Below are 19,312 nucleotides of genomic sequence, written 5' to 3' on the forward strand. Positions count from 1 at the left end.
GTTGATTTGTGCTTCAGACACCTCAATCAACCATGATAGAATTACAACAGCCTAATAAAAATACATTCCAATTATTCCTCGGTTTTATGGTTTACATACCATTGTTCTATCAATGCAGCTGTTAATCGCCCTGTATTAATCAGGTTATCAATGCTGATACATTCCCTGAAGGAATGGATATTTTGGAATCCCAGTCCAAGCGTCAAACAGATTAGTCCATGTTCATTTAACACATTCGTATCGGCACCGCCTAATGTTTTCGTTAAATACGGCTTCACGTTTATATTTTGAGCCGCAGCTTCCACTGTTTTTACTAAAATATCATCCTCTGGAATATCAAAGCCGAGGTACTTTTTCTCAATCCTTACGTTCACTTTTCCGCCCTTTTTCGCGGCGGCCTGCTTCATGACTTCCTCCATATGCTTTAGCTGGGCATCTAATTTTTCCTTTGAAAAACTTCGCACCTCACCGGCAATCGTGACAATGCCCGGAATGATCGATGTCAGTTCACCGCCTTTGATAACCCCAATATTGGCAAGTGTTTCCTCATCAATCGCACCAAGCTTCATATTCGCTAATCCATCGGCCGCAAGAAGAATCGCGCTGTTGCCTTCTTCAGCATTGAGGGCGATATGGGCGGCATTTCCCTGAACCTCCATCCAAATCCGGCTGCTGTAGGGGCCTTTTAAAATAATCTGGCCGACATCACCGCTGCTATCAAATATATAGCCGGTTTTACTTTTTGCCTTGCTGTAATCCATATATGTGGCACCAACTAGGCCCGGCTGTTCATTGACCGTTAAAATGAATTCAATCGGTCCATGCGGGACGCCGCTCTCGATAATGGCGCGGATCGCTTCCAAATAAGCTGCCAAGGCCGCCCTGTCGTCGGCTCCAAGTATGGTCGTGCCATCTGAATAAATGACGCCTTCATTAATGACTGGCTTCAATCCTTCAGTTGGCAGTACCGTGTCCATATGCGTTGAGAAAAATAACGGCGGAATCGAAGGATCGGTTCCTTCCTTCCAGGCGATTAAGTTCCCTACTTCGCCATCGAAATTTTTGTGTGCCTCATCAAACTCTAAGGTAAAACCTAGCTCCGGCAGTACTTTTTTCAAAAACTCCGCCACAAGACTTTCTTTTGTGCTCGGAGCATTTATTTTTGCCAGCTCCAAAAACAATTCCTGCAGGCGGCCCGCATTAATATGGTCAGCGGCTTTTGCTGCTTGATTCGTTCTCATTCAGTGTCCCTCCTTATATAATTAGCGGCTGACGACAATCTTGCCGTTCTTAATCACAGTTTCCACAATGTTCGTCCCAAGCTCGTAAGCGATATGCTTATAGGTTGGGACATCCCAAATTTGCAAGTCTGCTAATTTTCCTTCTTCGATGACACCCCTGTCATCGAGGTCAAGCGCCTTTGCGCCGCCATAGGTGGCAGCTTTAATCGCTTCTTCCACAGAGAACTGATAAAGCCGGCAGGCAAGGTTAATCACAAATTGCATCGATTCGGTATAGCAGGCGGGGCATAAATCCGTCGCCAAGGCGATGTTCATACCAAGGTCGAGCATTCTTCGTGCTTCGAACGGACGTTTATGAGCGACCGCAAAATCGAGGGCCGGCATTAACACCCCGGTAACATTCGCTTCAGCTAGCTTTTCCATTACTTCAATTGGAGTGTAATTCAAATGGTCAATCGACACCATTTTCATTTCGGCTGCGAGATCCGACCCGCCAATATAGGAATAGGCATCGGCATGAATTTTTGGTTTCATTCCATACTGGAGCCCGGCTTTCAGGATGACTTCTGATTCCGCTGCAGTAAAATAACCTTCATCACACCAAACATCGCAAAATTCCGCCAGTCCCCGCTCTCCTACCTGCGGAATCATCTCGTTGACGATTTTAAAAAGATATTCGGCTTTCGTTAAATTTTCCGGAAATCCATGGGCACCTAAAAACGTATTAAGTACATCGATTGGTGTTTCTTTATTCAACCTTCTGCTGACCTCTAAAATTTTGATTTCACTCTCGGTCGTCAAGCCATAGCCGCTCTTGCTTTCGACTGTGGTGATCCCATAATCCAGCATGTTCATCAGCCGTAATTTCGATTGTTCGAACAGCTCTTCAGCCGGTCGATTTCTCGTTAATTCAACAGTCCGGTTCGGTCCTGCAGCAATTCCAATTTTTTGGGGGTCAAGTCCCGCCACCTTTGCTGCGTACTCTTCTACTCTAGTACCATAAAAAACTAAATGAGTGTGGGAATCTATGAAACCGGGGGCGACAACCTTTCCTTTAGCATCGATGATGGACGAATGCTCTAATATGAATTCCTGCTTTATCTCCTCTTCCGTACCGACAGCAGCAATTTTCCCATCCTTAATGGCAATCCAGGCATTTTGGAGGACGCCAATATCCCTCATGCCTTCGCCCAAGCAGGTGATGACTTCGGAGGCATTGGTGATCACTAAATCTATTTTTATCTTCAACTTTGTTTCAGACATACTATTTAAAAACCTCCAATCTTTATGTAAATCGAAAAAATTACCCTTATCAGCGGATTTTTAGAGTTTATCAGCGAATTTTTGGGTTTTATCAGCGGATCCGGAGCATTTATCAGCGAATATCACAGTTTTATCAGCGATTCAAATACCGAGCAATGAAGAATAGTAGAGATCAATTCGGGATCTCTACTATCGAGTTTTTCTTTCTAGCTTTATGCCTTTACGTTTTCCTTTTCTAAATCCTTAGGACCAAACGTTGCTTTTGGTGACCACCATAACGGTACCTTGATGCTTTCGTTCGTAAGTTTTCCTTTACCATTCGCTACATCACGGGCAGTTTCGTAACCAGCCTGGGCATGGCGGATAACGCCGATTCCTGAGTCAACGGTCATCGCCACTTCCAGCCTCATATCCGATTCTGCTGTACCATCGGCAACCATCGTTACACCGGTGTGAACCGCTTCCCCCATCGAATAGTTCGCTTGAAGGGCAATCAAATCACACATTCCGACTGCGTTTAATAGACCGTTCAATACCGGCCAGTCAGAAATTAAGTCGCCGCCGTCCTTCATATTTTCAGATTCAAAAGTAGGATTCACGATGGAACCGGAGTCTAAGTTATCTCGTGAAAAAGCAACTGGTCCGGCAAGCTCGCCCTTTCGAATCATGTCATTTACTTTTAAAGCGAATCTCTTCCGCTGACCAAAGCCCATGTAACAAATACGTGCCGGCAACGCTTCGATTGGAATATGTTCTTTGGCAAGCTTGATCCAGCGGGTTACAAGCAAATCATCACTGAACTCTTCTAAAATCATATCGTCAATCTTTCGTAAATCCTCTGCTTCACCGGATAGACAAACCCAGCGGAATGGGCCGCGGCCTTCACAAAAGAGAGGACGGATGTATTCAGCAACGAAGCCTGGCAAACGCTTCGCTTCCTTCGCATCCATGCCGGCATCGATACATTCCTTTCGGATACTTGTACCGTATTCAAATGATTTCACCCCTAAGTCTAAGAACTTAATGAGTGCTTTTAGCTCGCGTACCATCGTTTCACGTGCTTTTTCTAAATAAAACTCACGGTCATTGTCACGAAGCTCCTCTGCTTCTTGAACAGTATAACCAGCTGGCAGGTAAGAGATTGGGTCATGGGCTGGTGTCATCGATGTGGCGATGTCTGGCAGAAACCCTTTTTGAATAACTTCTTCAAAAATATCAGCTGCGTTACCAACTACAGCGATCCCTAATGGTTTTCCCGCTGCCGCATATTCCTTCGCCAAGGCAATCGCCTCATCCAAGGAATCTACTAAAACATCAATAAATTTCTTTTCGATACGGCGCTTAATGATTTCGACATTGGAATCACAAAGAATGGCGACACCGCCATGCATCGTCATCGCTCTTGTTTGGTTGCCTCCCATACCGCCTGCCCCAGCTGTTAACAGGATTTTCCCAACCAGGGAATCGTCATAATGTAAGCGGGCAATCGCTGATAGGGTTTCGAATGTACCTTGGATAACACCTTGGGTACCAATGTATTCCCATGGAGCCGCTGTATAATTTGCATACATCGTTAAGTTTTTATCTTGTAGATCATAGAATGTCGGCCAGTCTGCCTTCATGATGTTCGTCGTTGCCATGACAACGGTTGGCGCATATTTATGAGTTTTGAAGACGGCTACAGGCATCCCGGATTGGACAACCAGTGTTTCATCATCTTCCAGTTCCTTTAACGATTTTACGATGGCGTGGTAGGACTCCCAGTTACGGGCCGCTTTTCCGATCCCGCCATAAATGACGAGTTCTTCCGGCTTTTCAGCGTTCTCCATATTGTTTTCAAGCATCCGCAAGATGGCCTCTTGTCTCCAGCCCTTACAGCGAAGTTCCGGTCCTCTCTGTGCTTTAACGGAATATAAGATTTCTGGTTTTGACATATATAATTCCTCCTAGATTAGATGGTGTACTCGTATTTTTATATTGCAAGTACCGTGCCAAGATGGAGGATTCGTGCTTTTTCTTTAAAAATCGTGCTACTAACCTATTAAATTATGCTTAGCATATCAAAAAGGCCGCAGATAGTTTTTGCAGGGTTTACGGGGGTAAAGTCGATTAAAGCCTCAACATTGAAAACGTTTGCATTCTTTACTAGTGCAGATGAAATTTGCATGCAGATTATTTTAAACATTCATAATAAATGTTATATTTTGAAGTATAGTCAGATACTTTTAAAGGGGGCTTTGGTATGAGTAATGCCGCATCAATCGGTTCACTGATTAGAAGCTTTGTAGAAGGAGTCATTGTCTTAAATGGCAACTGCGAAATTTTATGGCATGATGTAAATGAGGACCTCCAATTAAATCTTCCCATTGGAAGCAATATCTTTGATTTACTTCCAAATAAGGGAGAACTTTTAGTAGAAAATGACATCTATCAAGTTATAGTAAAGGATAAGAAGCTGGCAGTAGAGGTAAAAAAATTCTCTATGGACCAAGATTATCTGATTCTCTGTATAGAAGATACAACCAATATAACAACCAATCAAAAAGCAAGGTTATACTGTCTTGAAAAAATTATCGAATCTCTGAACGAAGGCGTGGTGATGAGTGACCACGATGGCAAAATTGTGTTGTACAACGGGACTCAGGAAAAATTAGAAGGTTTGGACAGCCGAGAAATACTCGGGAAACACCTTTGGGAAGCCTATAATTATAACCCGCAATATTCTGAGCACAAGCATACATTTAAAACCGGCAAACCGATCTTCTCCAGATATCGGGCTCACTCTACAATCAATGGGGTACCAAAGTATGTGAATTACAGTACTTATCCGATTCAAAAGAATGGGGAAACGATTGCTGTTTTTTCGATTAGTACGAATGAATCCAAACTCAAGAATTTGCTTCATGAAACGATTGAGCTTCGGAGGCAGGTCGTTCAATCGGATTCAACTAATCGCCCATTAAAAAACGGGACAACCTTTTCCTTTGATGATATTAAAGGAAAAAGCATTGCCTTAAAAAATCTCATTCTTGAGGCGCAAAATATTGCCATACATAATACCGACGTGCTAATCGTTGGGGAAACGGGAACAGGAAAAGAATTATTTGCTCAGAGTATCCATAATCACAGCCCAAGAGCAGAAAATCCATTTGTCGCAATAAACTGTGCGGCGATACCGGAAACTCTTTTAGAAAGCACGTTATTTGGGACAGTGAAGGGGGCATTTACCGGGGCAGCCAATCAGGTAGGGCTGTTTGAATATGCCAAGAACGGGACACTTTTCCTCGATGAAATTAACTCTATGCCGCTGACGCTGCAATCGAAATTAATCCGTGTTCTTCAGGAACGATTAGTTCGAAGAGTGGGGTCAAATGAAGTGACCCCTGTGGAATGTACCGTAATCAGTGCATCAAACGAGGATCCGGAAAGGTTAATAGAGGAAGGAAAAATGCGCCTCGACTTATTTTACAGACTCGCACATACAAGCCTATATATTACTTCTTTAAGGGAGCGCACAGAGGATATTCATTTTTTCATTCATTTTTTCCTCGATAAGTACCGGCGGAAATTTAATAAAGAGGTTCCGAATCTCTCAACTGAGCTGCTCTCGATTCTTCTTCAATATCATTGGCCCGGGAACACAAGAGAGCTCGAGCATTTAATCGAAAATTTAATCATTCGGGCTTCTGAAAATGATGCAGCGATCCATGTTGACCATCTGCCGGCATTTATGAAGAAGAAATTACTGGTGACTAAATCAGGGAAGGCAGCAAAGGAAAAGGAGTTGAAGAAGAATCCGTTTAAATCGATCTTCTCCAATTCGCAAGAGCACTATATTCAAAAAACGTTAGATGAAGCGGATTGGAATATCTCGCAGGCAGCCAAAACCCTTGGAATCACCCGGCAAAGTTTGCAGTATCATATTAAAAAACATGGTCTGGTTAAGCCAAGCAGCAGCATCTAAAATTATAGGAGGTACGTACCTCCTATTTTTTATGAAGTTTCAACTAAAAAAGGCTGGAATTTTGTCCCCTGGCCCACGCCAACATACTTAAATCCTTTCTCCTCCATATAACTTTTTTGATAAAGGTTTCTTAAATCAAAGAAAATCGGTTTTTTGAGGAGAATTTTGACTTTTTCTAAATTAAGATTTCGAAATTGTTTCCACTCAGTGATAATGATTAAGGCATCACTATCCTTCATTGTTTCGTATTCATCGCTGCAATAAACAATTCTGTCCCTTAAATGCTCTAGTCTTCTATTTGCCTCTTTGCAGGCAATCGGATCATAAACTTTAAAATTTGCTCCTTTTTTGGCAAGTTCATTAAGAATGGTAATAGAAGGAGCCTCTCTCATATCGTCAGTATTAGGCTTAAAGGACAAACCCAATACGGCCAGCTGCTTACCCTGTAAATCTCCCATTTCATCACTGATTTTGCGGGCCATTAATAGTTTTTGATTTTCATTTGCTTGTATCGTTTGCTCAATTAAGGAAACGGGTGCTCCCATTTGCCTTCCCACTTCCGCTATCGCCCGAGTGTCCTTTGGAAAGCAGCTTCCGCCAAAACCTGGACCAGGAAGTAAAAACTCCGAACCTATTCTCCTGTCCATTCCCATTCCATTTGCTACATCCTGAACATTTGCCCCTACCTTTTCGCATAGATGAGCTATTTCATTCATAAAAGTTACCTTCATCGCAAGAAAAGCATTTGAAGCATACTTAATCATTTCAGCTGATTCCAAATCGGTGACGACATATTGGGAATCGTCTAAAAATAATACTCGATACACTTGTTTGATTATATCCACAGCTCTCGTTGTTTCAGATCCGATAACAACTCGATCTGGATGTAAGAAATCATTGATGGCGGAGCCTTCTCTTAAAAATTCCGGGTTTGCCAGAATATCAAAATCGTAGGAAACTCCTCTAAGTCTTAGTTCTTCAAAAATCCATCCTTTAATCTTTTGGGCAGTGCCAATCGGTACGGTACTTTTATTAACAATTACTTTGTAATTATTTAGATGACTAGCCATTTCCCTGACTGCCGCTTCGATAAATTGTAAATCCGCGCTGCCGTCTGCAGCTGGCGGAGTACCAACTGCAATCATGATGACATCGCATTCGGAAACAGCTTTTTTTATATCAGTGGTAAAAACTAAACGTTTTGCACATATATTTCGTTCTACAATCAAGTCAAGCCCCGGCTCGTAAATAGGAACGATCCCTTCTCTTAACCCGTTAATTTTTTCACTATTGTTATCTACACATGTAACATCTAATCCCAAATCGGCAAGAACAGAACCGGTAACTAAACCAACATAACCAGTACCAATCACCGCAATTTTATTTATCGCCAGACCTCTCACCCCTTGTTCATTTATTTATAGCATGCTAAAAAATATTGAATTCCTGCTAAAATATCGATTCGATTTATTGATTTCCAAAACTACCATACCAGATTATCTGTTCCTACTAAGCAGGTAATTTATAGAAAACGAAAAGGAATCAATGTGAATTAGACATTGACTCCCTTAATAGATGAAGGTTTTCTTCTTTGTATGTAGGGCTAGCTGCGATTACCTGCATTTGCAGCTAGGATATGTGCAAGATGATGCTTACCATGCCATGAATAAATACCAATATTTTTTCCTACAGTCACTTCTCCTGACTCTGGATGGATAAACTTCATTTCTAGATCATCAAGCCTTAGATTCCGCAGCAGATGGACCCAACGGCTGTGCAAAGCTTCCAGCAGCGAAAGTGAAATTTCAACCGGCAAGCTGGAATCTGGCAGTTCAGCCCATTTTCCTTCATCATATGGCTTGATGACAGGAGTTTTCTCTGTTAGAGCTAATTTAAAACGAATATAGGCATTCATATGGCTATCCGCAAGGTGATGGACTACCTGCCGGACTGTCCACCCTTCAGAACGATAAGGTGTATCTAGTTGTCTATCATTTAAGCCATTTACCGCATCCTGTAACAATCCAGGTAATGCTTCAATCTCATTGATCCAGCACTCCACAACATCGGGCGTAATCTCACCATCATACTGAAATTTCCCTATTGGGTATCTCTGATCCATTTCCATTCCTCCTCATGAAAAAAGGGACAACTCATTTATCAAAGCAGTCCCTAAGTGCGTAAAGGTGGGCATCACCCTTATAAGAACTTATTATTGCTTCTGGGTATTTAGTATTGCAAATGGCAAATAAATTTTTAATCTAATACTCTAAAAGCGAAAAGGAATGTCGATTATTCAAACAGCTTTATAAACTCTCCATACCCTTCTTCCAAGAGTTTATCTTTTGGCACAAACCGGAGGGCTGCTGAGTTAATGCAGTACCGTGCACGATCGGGGCCTGGTCCATCGTCGAATACGTGACCGAGATGGGAATCCGCTGTTTTGCCTCGGACCTCAATTCTCCTCATTCCATGCGAGGTATCAAAACGCTCTTCAATTTCCATCCGGCGAAGAGGCTTCGTAAAGCTCGGCCAACCGCAGCCTGCATCATATTTATCGGTTGAGCCGAACAGAGGTTCGCCCGAGATAATATCGACATAAATGCCCTCATCCGTATGATTCCAGTATTCATTTTGGAACGGCGGCTCTGTTTTGTTATTCATGGTAACCTCAAACTGAAGCGGCGTCAGTTCCATCCGCAATTCTTCATCACTTTTGCGCTTTTTCCAGTTTTCGCGAATAAAGCGCGCCCGCCCAGAACCTTCCCGATAGTGGTTATAGTGAAAAGGCATCTTTTTATAATAATATTGATGCTTTTCCTCGGCCTTATAAAAAGGGACTGCGGGGAGGATTTCGGTTACAATTGGCTGTACAAATCGCCCGCTTTCGGCAAGCTCCCTTTTCGAAGCCACCGCCATCTCACGCTGGGCTTCATTATGATAAAAAATCGCCGTCCGATACGAAAGACCCCGGTCATTAAACTGGCCGCCTGCATCTGTCGGGTCGATTTGCTGCCAAAACAGCTCCAGTAATTTTTTATAAGGAAAAATTTCGGGGTCAAAGGTAATCTGAACCGCTTCAAAATGACCAGTTGTATCAGAACATACTTCCTCATAAGTAGGGTTTTCAGTATGGCCGCCTGTGTAGCCGGAGGTTACTTCTTGAATCCCAGGCTGTTCGTCGAATGGTGATACCATGCACCAAAAGCAGCCGCCTGCAAATGTTGCTTTTTCCATCAAGTCTCAACTCCTTATTCATTCTGATTATTATCTTAAGAATAAACAAAATGCAATAAAAAAAGAAACCGAAGGAGAGATCCAACGGTTTCTTTTGGTAATAGATTATTCTTGTGTAGAAGCATCAACAGTAGTTTCTTCTGTTACTGCCTCTTCAGAAACTTTAGCTCCAGCTAATACAGCAGAATTTGCTGCTGCATGTTCTACTGCATTTTGGCTTGCATTTACGCTAGCTTGAGCTTTTGCTTTGTTTGCTGCAGATTTGTTTACTTCTGTAGCTTCTTCAGTTACTGCTTCTTCTTCTTCTGTTGCAGGTTCTTCAGTTACTGCTTCTGTTGCTTTTTCTCCAGCTTCTTCAGTTACTGCTTCTGTTGCTTCTTCTCCAGCTTCTTCAGTTACTGCTTCTGTTGCTTCTTCTCCAACTTCTTCAGTTACTGCTTCTGTCGCTTCTTTTCCAGCTTCTTCAGTTACTGCTTCTGTTGCTTCTTTTCCAGCTTCTTCTGTTACTGCTTCTGTTGCTTCTTTTCCAGCTTCTTCTGTTACTGCTTCTGTTGCTTCTTTTCCAGCATCTTCAGTTACTGCTTCTGTTGCTTCTTTTCCAGCTTCTTCTGTTACTGCTTCTGTTGCTTCTTTTCCAGCCTGTTCAGTTTCAGTTGCTGCTTTTGCAGCTTCATTTGCAATTACTACGGCTGAGTTCTTTGATGCATGTTCTAAAGCAGTTGCACTTGCATGAGTCGCTTGAGATTTTGCTTTGTTTGCAAAAGAAGGATTAACCTTAACTTCTTTCTCAGTGTCTTCTTTAGTTACTGCTTCTGTTGCTTCGGTTGCAGTTTCTTCTGTTACTGCTTCTGTTGTTTCTGCAGTTTCATCAGTTACTACTTGTGTTGCTTCTTCCCCAGCTTGTTCATTTTCAGTTGCTGCTTTTGCAGCTCCATTAGCAATTACTACAGCTGAGTTCTTTGATGCATGTTCTAAAGCAGTTGCACTAGCATGAGTTGCTTGAGACTTTGCTTTGTTAGCATAAGAAGGATTAACCTTAGCTTCTTTCTCATCATCTTCTTCAATTACTGCTTCTGCTTCGTCTTCATCTTTTGTTTTGACTACAGCATCTGTTTTAATAACAGTGTGCTTAGAATCAGAATCTTGATCCTTATCAGCATCTTCTTTGTCTTCTGTTTTCACAGCTGAATCCGAATCTACCTCTTCAGACTTTTCGTCTTCTTTAACTGTAGCATCGTCTTCTTTAACTGCAGCATCATCTTCTTTAACAGCTTCATCATCGGTTTTTACTGCTTCGTCTTTTTCAACTTCTGTTGTTGCAGAAGCTGCAGCTTGATTTTCAACTGTTTCGTCTGCAGGTGCATTTTTAACCTCTTCTGTTGCTGGTTCTTGAACCTGAGCTTCCTCTGTTTTTGCCTCTTCAGTTTTTCCAACCTTACCTTTTACGGCAGAGTTTAGATTAGCATGCGCTTTTGCATTCTCGCTTGCATGGTAGATAGCTTGGGATTTGCTCGCATTTCCAGAATTCGTCTTCTCTTTAACTGCCGGTGCTGCAGGCTTCACTTGAACGGCTGGCTTAGCATCTACATGAACCTTTACGCTTTGTTCACTTTTTACATGTACGTTGTGTTCAGCTTTTTCCTTGCCAAGACCAGCAGCTTCAGTAAAATGGCCTCCTGCAAATACTCCAAAAGTTAAGGCTCCAGTCAATACGAAAGATTTCACAACAGTATTAGGGTTTAAGTAATGTTTCATTTTTTTAATTCGCTCCTTTTATTATCATGTCCCGTGGCATTTTAGCGTCGGTTAACCATTTTTAATAAAGGAGCTTCTTGTGGCGGCGGTGCCGGCGGCGCATTCACCCATTGATTAGTTAATAATGCAGACCGTGAAAGGTACAGTTGAACAAATTTGATCTCATAGTATTTATTCCATTCAAACCACTTATCCAACGTACTTATCGTGTTCAATCCCTGGCTCACTCGATCATTTGAAGACCCGCCTGAACTATTGGAACGCTGAGTTGGGTTAGTCGCCTGATCGGCGTTGGGAATCTTATCCTTTTTGTCAGGAACCTGTCTTTCACTTACTGGTTTTGCTACAAGTGGTTCATTAGGTTCTAGCTTTTTCGGTTCCGATAAGTGGGAATCTTCCCTTTGAGTTTCTAGTCGTTTCTTTATCTGGCCTGGATTATTTACACCAAGATTAGAGGAAACAGACACATTCTCGGAAGTCTGCTTATCCTTTCCTAACCCTTGGTTACTTTCGTTTGTCATGGCTTTTTTCTGTTGGCCTGGTGCCTCAACGTTTTTCTCTGTCTTTTTTATAACAGCCTGAACGTTTCCTTTTGCCTGAGCCGGCAAACTTTTCGACGTTGCAGCCTGTTTTTGGGACATCGCCTGTTGAGAACTATGATTGGATGCCTGCTGTTTTATGGCAGCTTGATTTTTATTAGAAGTGCCAGGTACTGTCTTACCTATTGCCTTAGCGTTGACGTCAGCTTGCAGATTTTTGCTTTCAGCTTTTGCCGCATGTACTGCCGCAGCATTTTGCTGCCCGCTAAGCTCATTCTTTTCTGCGAAGGCATTGTGTGGTAAAAACAAAGCTGCTCCAACCATTAGGCCTGAAATAATAAAATGGCGGAAGTGCAATCTCTCACCCCCTTTCAACGAATCATTTCTTACCATGACACCATTCGACTCATTGAAACATTTTTTGACCGTTTTCTCCTTTTCACAAAATAAACCATTCTTTTTGCCTATCTCACATGATTCAATAGGCTCGTATTTTTCATACCTTTTAATAAAATCGGACTAAGCCAGTTAAAAAATGATCCCAAGGCTTATTAATCGGGTGCATTTTTTTTAGTTTCTAATTGCACACAATTTAATTGTTGACTATTAATATCGTTTGCTGTTATGATTTGATTGTAATAATCAATTGTGCAAAATTTAATTTTATAAAATCAAAAGGGAGAGATTTTTCAAATGGAAGCATTATACACAGCAAGCGCAACCGCTGAGGGCGGAAGATTAGGGAAAGTAACAAGCAGCGATGGCACTTTGGATTTGGCTCTATCCATGCCAAAGGCTTTAGGTGGACAAGGAAAGGAAAATGCCACGAATCCTGAACAATTATTCGCGGCTGGATATGCCGCTTGCTTCGATAGCGCCTTAAACTTAGTGGCACGACAATCAAGAAAGCGGATTGAATCTAAGGTAACGGCAGAAGTTTCGTTAGGAAAAGACACGGACGGTGGATACAAACTAGCAGCTGCCTTAAATGTGGCAATAGCTGGTGTCTCTTTCGAGGAAGCAGAGGAATTGGTAAAACTTGCACATGGTGTTTGTCCTTATTCTAAAGCTACTAGTGGTAATATCGAGGTTGAATTAATAACTACCCTCCTATAAAAGAATTACCTTACATTTTGCCCTACTTCCAGATGGAATTAGGGCTTTATTCATTTCTTTTTATTGTGTTTTCGATTTAGATATGGTAACGTTTAATAGTTTGATAACGCTTACACCAGAGAAGGAGACATCATCATATGGCAAATCCAATCATTCGCACTTTAAACCTAAAGCATTTTACATATGGAAACTCTGAACAACGTGCGGCTTTCGCAGAGGAATTTGCTGCTGGTTTAAAAGAAACAGGTTTTATTATTTTAGAAGGCCATGGAGTGGATCCAAAGCTCATCGACAAAAACTACGAGCTTTGGAAACAGTTATTTAGTCTAGATACAGAAACAAAAAAACAATATGAAGGAATTAACGGCGGGCAGCGCGGCTACACCGGTTTTGGTAAAGAACATGCGAAAAACCGTACTGTTGGCGATCTAAAAGAATTCTGGCATGTAGGCCAGGAACTGCCTGAAGGACATGCCCTGCTCAGTCAATACTCGGCTAATATTTGGCCAAACGAGGTTCCTGAACTGAAGCAAAATGCAGTAAACTTTTATCGCGAATTAGAGCGTGTCGCTCGCAATATGCTAGAGGCCCTTGCGATGCACTTTGATCTGCGTCCGAACTTTTTTTCCGATATGATTCATGAAGGAAACAGCATACTAAGGACTATTCATTACCCTCCATTAGAGGAATCGATGGATCCGAATGCCATTCGTGCCGCTGAGCATGAAGATATTAACCTGATTACTTTATTAGTGGAATCCACTGCATCTGGATTGGAATTGTTAACACGTGAAGGTGAATGGATGCCCGTTAAGGCTGAGCCTGGACAAATTATTGTGGATGCTGGAGATATGCTGTCTCGGATTACAAATGAAGTCATCCCGGCCACCACGCATCGCGTCGTGAATCCGGAAGGAGAAAATACTGCTCGTTATTCCATGCCGTTCTTCGTACATCCGTACAGCACTTGTTTATTAGAAACCATTCCATCCTGTATTTCTGAAAATAATCCGGAAAAATATCCAGCAATCACGGCTGGCGGCTTCCTGTATGAAAGATTGGTAGAGATTGGCTTAATTAAAAAATAGAAAGTCAGACAAGGAAAAGGGAAAGGCTTCAAGCCTTTCCCTTTTCATATCCAATGCTTATTTTTTAAGGTTTCTCCGATTCTGACTTATCATGGATTGGTTCGCTGCCTACAGAGTAACGGTAAACCAGTTGACCGCCAAGCCAGCCCCCAATCAGCAGAAAGATGAGCCCTAACAAGGAGAGCGAAACAGAACTCATTAACCGCCAGCCGGAAAGTACATCAACACCAAAACGTATAAAAAAGCTGCACGTAAACAAAATGATTGCCGTAATTATCATGATCATATGGCGCATTGCCACACGGTCAGCGCTCCCTTCCTGAGGAATGTCCATAAAGTCAATCATTCCGGTAATAAGCGCAGGCTGGGACAAAACCAGTCCTATGGCAAGATTATAAAACGAAAAACTCCACCAGAACGAAGCATCTGTCCAGATTCCAAGCAGATCACCAAGGAACGACACCGGTAATAGGGCCATTGGAAAATGCGTAACGGCAGGGTGTATTGGATGCCCGAAAAACCTTAACTTGCCCCGCTGTTTCATGTGACGCCCACTCCTTACAAAACTCCAATAAGTAAGAGAATATATGCGATAACGGCAGCTAATGCATGAATGACGATTAATCCTTTAGGATGAGGCTTCTGGCGTAAATGGTAGGAAAAGAGTACGAATCCGCCAAGCGCGGCAATGAGGAATAGAATTAAGGAGGTAATAACAAGTGAGCCGGCATTTTCCTGCACGACCCCGAGAATTAAGGTGATAAGACCAATTGCAGCAACGGCTCCATGGATGAGTGATAGACTCATGGGTATCTCTTTCTGACGAAGCCCTAAAACCCCAACCACCAGACCGCCAAGCGCCGCAATGGCAAAAAGAATAACAGATGAGAACAGCATCTTTCCAATCCCCTCCATTTTTCAATTTTCAAACAGCCAACATTGGACAAAAGGAAACTATAAATCTAATTAATCAAGATAAAAATTGATTAATTCGGTTTATAAATTATACTTCTGAATTAATCAAAGAATAACTTGTTTAATTAAATTTTTTGCTTTATTTCTTTTACAATGAGCAGTGACAGCCATTTTTAAAATCAGCATTTTACTATCTTTAGCTTTACACTCGCAAGGAAGAAAAAAGTAACTCTAATAACACAAGAGAGACATTGGTAAATTAATTTCTTAACAAAAAGTTAATGAAAATGGAATTATCTAAAATTGTCGGAAGTGTATATTATGAAGTAGTTAAATATGACACTGCTAATAGCAATCACATCGAAAGGTGAGGAAGCAAAGCCACGGGTCTAAAGAGGAATCTCCATGAAAGCCGGGTTACCACTGTTATGCCTAAGTCTTTTTTTATTATTTTGTGGAGTCATTGAAAAAAGGAAGCAAAAAAATATTGCTTCCATACCAATCAGGATCAATATCATGGGATCCGTGGAAAATCAACGGTAACCATGCTTACTACCATAAATCACTTCTGGATAACCCGTACGCCTTTCTCGATCAATATCTACTTTACTGAATCCTAAATCTTCAAACTTACTCATGATATCACCTGCTGTCTTAAAAGTAAGTTGTTAAAAATGGGAATGAGAAAGTGGATCTTATTATGCCTGCGTAGAACAGCAATGAAATCGGCAGGTTCTAGAGTATGGAGTCCTAACAAAAATCCTATTCCTAGAACCACTAAAAGATTTCCCATCTCTTTGCTACTTCTCTGCCTCTTGCAAAACCTTATTCATACTGCCACTCTTGTAACCAATGAGATCCATTGTGACATAGGTGTATCCAAATTCTTGAAGTTTTGCTGTAATGTTTTGAGAGTGTTCCAATAAACGCTGCATCTCTTGTGGTTCTACTTCAATTCTAGCAATCTCTCCATGAGTACGTACCCGTACCTGCCGAATTCCAACGGCTCGAATAGCTTGTTCTGATTTATCGATTTTTTTCAGTTTTTCTATCGTAATCTGCTCTCCATAAGCTATCCTTGATGAAAGGCAGGCGAAGGAAGGCTTATCCCATGTTGGCAGACCCATTTGTAGTGACAGCTCACGAATTTCACTTTTATAAAGATCAGCTTCCTGGAGTGGCCCCCTTACGTTATATTCTCTTGCTGCCTTTGTTCCTGGCCTATGTTCCCCAAGATCATCTGCGATTAGCCCGAAAGCTACATTATTGTAGTTATGCTCTTCCATTATTGGTACGAGATTCTCGAACAAGCTTTTTTTACAAAAATAGCATCGGTTTGATGTGTTCTCTGAATAACCTGGAATATTTAATTCCGATGTCTGAATAATCTCATGTCTCGCTCCTAGCTGTTCAGCGAGTTTAATTGCTTCTTGCAATTCCTCAAAAGGGTATGTTTCACTATCGGCTGTTATAGCCAATACATTTTCCCGCCCAAGAGTGTCGAGTGCCGCCTTCAATAAAAATGTACTGTCCACCCCCCCTGAAAAAGCGATAACTACTGTTTCCATTTCCCTTAAAATTTCTTGAAGCTTGTTATATTTTATTTCTAGCATGATAATTCCCCTTTACAAATGTTTTGGGCTAGTTCAATTGCGTGTCTGATCGCCTCAACTGACTCCGGAATCACATACACCTGTAAGGTCATCTGCAATTAAAATAATCTTCCATCTTAAACCTGCCCTTATTACTCTTCCACGTAAGGAATCGTTAATGGACCTAATGGTAAAACAGCAATCGACATATTCTCTCCGTAAGTTTGTTTCAATTCCTCTAAAGTTTGTTCAATATTATGAGTAGGTTTTAGCATGGAACCGATAACTTGTTCATCTGTGAGCATGGAATATACATAAACATCTGCCCAAACTTGTGTCACCGCTTGTTTCTGAACCTGCCATTGATCGAACATTTTAAAATTCGGATCATTGATTAGATCCAATAAAGCTTGCGGGCTATCAGCAAATTCAAAAATCTTCGAATAATTCCCATGACTTGGAAGTCCATCCGAGCATTCAGAAGCGACAATAATCGTTCCGCCTTTTTTAACAATTTTATGTGCTGCACTCATCCCTTTAACGGCTTGATAAAGATTTTGGTCAAGGGGGTAACCAGAATTGGATGTAATAACGACATCAAATCGATCGTCACACTTGATCATGGCATGTTCTTTTACAAATTCGCATCCTTTGTCATGGGCTTCATACAATTCACCAGCAAATACAGCTGTGATTTCTTTTTCTCTATTTAATGTAACATTTAACATGAAGTTAGGTTTACACATACGATTGATCTCACGAGTCATCTCTTGAACAGGGTTATCTTCCATGTTCCCCCACGTAGAACGAGCATCCCCAATCATTCTTGCATTATGGAAGGTCATAATCGTTTCAATACCAGCAATGCCTGGCATAATCCCTTTTGGACCTCCAGAAAATCCTGCAAAAAAGTGAGGTTCGATAAAGCCGGTTACAATGCGAAAATCGGCTTCCACATATTCTTTATTTAAATATACATCACAACCAAACTTACTTTTCCCAACATTCACCAATGTTTCTTGATCATGACATTGATTGTTAATAATTCTTACATTATCGACAACCCAATCTCCAAGCATTTGAACAAATTCTTCCCTTGTTTGGTCACGATGGGTACCTGTTCCATTTATAATAACAAAATTTTCGATTGGAACATGATTAAGTTCTTCAATCAGTACAGGTACCATCTTGTGATTGGGTGTTGGTCTCGTAATATCACTGATAACAATTGCCACTTTATCCGTGGCTTTCACCATTTCTTTTAAAGGTCCAGTGCCAATTGGATTTTTTAATGCTTCTTTTAGGGCTCCAATATCATTTTCTAAACCTGGTAAATGATTAGGCTCAACAATAAATGCATCTTCAGACACTTCAACTTCAAGTTCATTTTGGCCATATAATAGGTTTGTTTTCATTTTAATCGCTCACTTTCAATTTTTAAAATGTTCAATAAGTATTTTTGGAAAAAACAATGCCATTTATTTTCCTAAATAATATTATTTTAACTGCAGTCAATTTAATATTAGCCCCTGAGAATGCTCTCAGGGGCATATTTTTCAATTTATTTACCCAGAGAAATTAACTTGCCTGCCGCTCTTGCAGGTTTAATTTTCCTTTCTTCTGAAGCCTGTTTGCGTACCAGGCAACCACTATTGGACATAGAATTGCACTTACAATAACACTTGCAGCAACCATTATTGTTGCTGATCCCGCCACTTCAGCATAGGCAGGGTTTGCTGCAGCCACAGCAGCTGGAACTCCAGCGGCATTGCCAGCAGTGGTAGCAGCAGATAATCCTGCAATCCCGTTCCCGCCTGTTAAACGGTCTGCAAAGAATAGGGCAGTCCCAGTAACAACTACGACAGCAACCCCTAGTAAGATACCAGTCAAACCGGAAGCAGCCACTTTTTTGAAATCTAGACCGCACCCAAGACCAAATGCAAAGAAAGGAATTAGAACAGGACCCGCTTTCCCAAAAAATTCACGAAGATCTTTATCCAAATTACCTACAATCATTCCCAGAACTAATGGAAGTACTGCACCAACCATCGCTTGCCAAGGGAAACCAGCAAGACCAGCAGCACCTAAAGTAAGCATTGTAAGAAATGGACCAGATTCAAGAGACATTATAGAGTAAGCACCTGCATCCTCAGGCCTACCAAATTGACCCATCAGAGCCATGTACATACCGCCATTCGTGTCATTCATAGCAGCAACAATGGCCAGTACTGACAACCCGCCAAGCACCATTCCATTACCCATGAACTGTGCAGCAATAATACCAGCAATTGCAGCCACGCCAATCTTTGTGAATAATAACACGCCGCCTTTTTTCATGATATAAGGTGTGGCCTTGAAGCTTAATGTTGATCCCATACAGAAAAAGAATACAGCTAAAATTGGGAGAGCGCCCGTCCAAAGGGCACCAGTAAAGGAACCAAAAAAAGTAGGTGTTCCAGGAAATAGCGTATTTAGTGTTGCACCAATGAGAAGTGGAAATAGCATCATTGAACCGGGAATTCTATCGAGTGTTGCTTTAATTTTCATAACGGTGTAGCTCCTCTCTAGTAAAAATTAATTTTTATATATTTTAAAAATGGTA

The 19,312-nt window shown here is 41.5% G+C and carries 17 protein-coding genes and 1 riboswitch; of the genes, 3 read left to right on the top strand and 14 right to left on the bottom strand.

What is annotated here, in order from left to right; genetic code table 11:
• Positions 1–71: 71 nt before the first annotated feature.
• From PH210_RS17130 to PH210_RS17140, 3 genes are all read right to left on the bottom strand, one after another.
• A complete protein-coding gene (locus PH210_RS17130; protein WP_289987218.1) occupies positions 72–1,241 on the bottom strand; it encodes a M20/M25/M40 family metallo-hydrolase in 1,170 nt (389 codons plus the stop codon).
• A 21-nt stretch (positions 1,242–1,262) separates the two neighbouring features.
• On the bottom strand, positions 1,263–2,504 hold the full coding sequence (gene hutI / locus PH210_RS17135) for an imidazolonepropionase (RefSeq protein ID WP_289987219.1): 1,242 nt from the start codon (positions 2,502–2,504) through the stop codon (positions 1,263–1,265).
• 212 nt (positions 2,505–2,716) lie between these two features.
• Positions 2,717–4,438, bottom strand: coding sequence for an N-tau-methylurocanate hydratase (locus tag PH210_RS17140; protein ID WP_289987222.1), 1,722 nt, complete (start codon positions 4,436–4,438; stop codon positions 2,717–2,719).
• A gap of 308 nt (positions 4,439–4,746) precedes the next feature.
• On the opposite strand from PH210_RS17140, the gene PH210_RS17145 reads away from it, so the two are divergent.
• Positions 4,747–6,468 carry a sigma-54 interaction domain-containing protein gene (locus PH210_RS17145; RefSeq protein WP_289987224.1) on the top strand — a complete coding sequence of 574 codons (1,722 nt, stop codon included), beginning with the start codon at positions 4,747–4,749 and terminating at the stop codon, positions 6,466–6,468.
• A 29-nt stretch (positions 6,469–6,497) separates the two neighbouring features.
• On the opposite strand, the gene PH210_RS17150 is transcribed toward PH210_RS17145, so the two are convergent.
• From PH210_RS17150 to PH210_RS17170, 5 genes are all read right to left on the bottom strand, one after another.
• A complete protein-coding gene (locus tag PH210_RS17150) occupies positions 6,498–7,871 on the bottom strand; it encodes a UDP-glucose dehydrogenase family protein (RefSeq protein WP_289987226.1) in 1,374 nt (457 codons plus the stop codon).
• A gap of 200 nt (positions 7,872–8,071) precedes the next feature.
• Positions 8,072–8,590 carry a YfiT family bacillithiol transferase gene (locus tag PH210_RS17155; protein ID WP_483312123.1) on the bottom strand — a complete coding sequence of 173 codons (519 nt, stop codon included), beginning with the start codon at positions 8,588–8,590 and terminating at the stop codon, positions 8,072–8,074.
• Positions 8,591–8,760: 170 nt separating this feature from the next.
• Positions 8,761–9,705: a peptide-methionine (S)-S-oxide reductase MsrA gene (gene msrA / locus PH210_RS17160; protein ID WP_289987229.1), complete on the bottom strand. Its 945-nt coding sequence runs from the start codon at positions 9,703–9,705 to the stop codon at positions 8,761–8,763.
• Between the two features lie 105 nt (positions 9,706–9,810).
• Positions 9,811–11,460: a hypothetical protein gene (locus PH210_RS17165; RefSeq protein WP_289987231.1), complete on the bottom strand. Its 1,650-nt coding sequence runs from the start codon at positions 11,458–11,460 to the stop codon at positions 9,811–9,813.
• A gap of 41 nt (positions 11,461–11,501) precedes the next feature.
• On the bottom strand, positions 11,502–12,356 hold the full coding sequence (locus PH210_RS17170; RefSeq protein WP_289987233.1) for a hypothetical protein: 855 nt from the start codon (positions 12,354–12,356) through the stop codon (positions 11,502–11,504).
• A 336-nt stretch (positions 12,357–12,692) separates the two neighbouring features.
• Between PH210_RS17170 and PH210_RS17175 the strand changes: the two genes are divergently transcribed.
• Together PH210_RS17175 and PH210_RS17180 are read left to right on the top strand one after the other, a co-directional pair.
• Positions 12,693–13,115 carry an organic hydroperoxide resistance protein gene (locus tag PH210_RS17175; protein WP_289987235.1) on the top strand — a complete coding sequence of 141 codons (423 nt, stop codon included), beginning with the start codon at positions 12,693–12,695 and terminating at the stop codon, positions 13,113–13,115.
• 137 nt (positions 13,116–13,252) lie between these two features.
• On the top strand, positions 13,253–14,203 hold the full coding sequence (locus PH210_RS17180) for an isopenicillin N synthase family dioxygenase (protein WP_289987236.1): 951 nt from the start codon (positions 13,253–13,255) through the stop codon (positions 14,201–14,203).
• A gap of 64 nt (positions 14,204–14,267) precedes the next feature.
• Here the strand turns inward: PH210_RS17180 and PH210_RS17185 are convergent, their stop codons facing one another.
• From PH210_RS17185 to PH210_RS17205, 6 genes are all read right to left on the bottom strand, one after another.
• Positions 14,268–14,747: a DUF2231 domain-containing protein gene (locus PH210_RS17185; protein WP_289987238.1), complete on the bottom strand. Its 480-nt coding sequence runs from the start codon at positions 14,745–14,747 to the stop codon at positions 14,268–14,270.
• A gap of 14 nt (positions 14,748–14,761) precedes the next feature.
• The gene (locus PH210_RS17190) at positions 14,762–15,100 is read right to left on the bottom strand and encodes a hypothetical protein (protein WP_289987239.1); all 339 of its coding nucleotides are present in this window, start codon (positions 15,098–15,100) and stop codon (positions 14,762–14,764) included.
• A gap of 358 nt (positions 15,101–15,458) precedes the next feature.
• A riboswitch (cyclic di-GMP riboswitch) is annotated at positions 15,459–15,543 on the top strand.
• 108 nt (positions 15,544–15,651) lie between these two features.
• Positions 15,652–15,756, bottom strand: a complete 105-nt coding sequence (locus PH210_RS29970; RefSeq protein WP_502306728.1) for a hypothetical protein — start codon at positions 15,754–15,756, stop codon at positions 15,652–15,654.
• A 162-nt stretch (positions 15,757–15,918) separates the two neighbouring features.
• Positions 15,919–16,731, bottom strand: coding sequence for an ATP-dependent sacrificial sulfur transferase LarE (gene larE / locus PH210_RS17195; RefSeq protein WP_289987240.1), 813 nt, complete (start codon positions 16,729–16,731; stop codon positions 15,919–15,921).
• A 131-nt stretch (positions 16,732–16,862) separates the two neighbouring features.
• The gene (gene larA, locus PH210_RS17200; protein ID WP_289987241.1) at positions 16,863–18,125 is read right to left on the bottom strand and encodes a nickel-dependent lactate racemase; all 1,263 of its coding nucleotides are present in this window, start codon (positions 18,123–18,125) and stop codon (positions 16,863–16,865) included.
• A 163-nt stretch (positions 18,126–18,288) separates the two neighbouring features.
• A complete protein-coding gene (locus PH210_RS17205) occupies positions 18,289–19,257 on the bottom strand; it encodes a 2-keto-3-deoxygluconate permease (RefSeq protein ID WP_289987243.1) in 969 nt (322 codons plus the stop codon).
• Positions 19,258–19,312 lie beyond the last annotated feature (55 nt).

Source organism: Paenibacillus sp. BSR1-1, assembly GCF_030403775.1.
GTDB lineage: Bacteria > Bacillota > Bacilli > Bacillales > Cytobacillaceae > Neobacillus.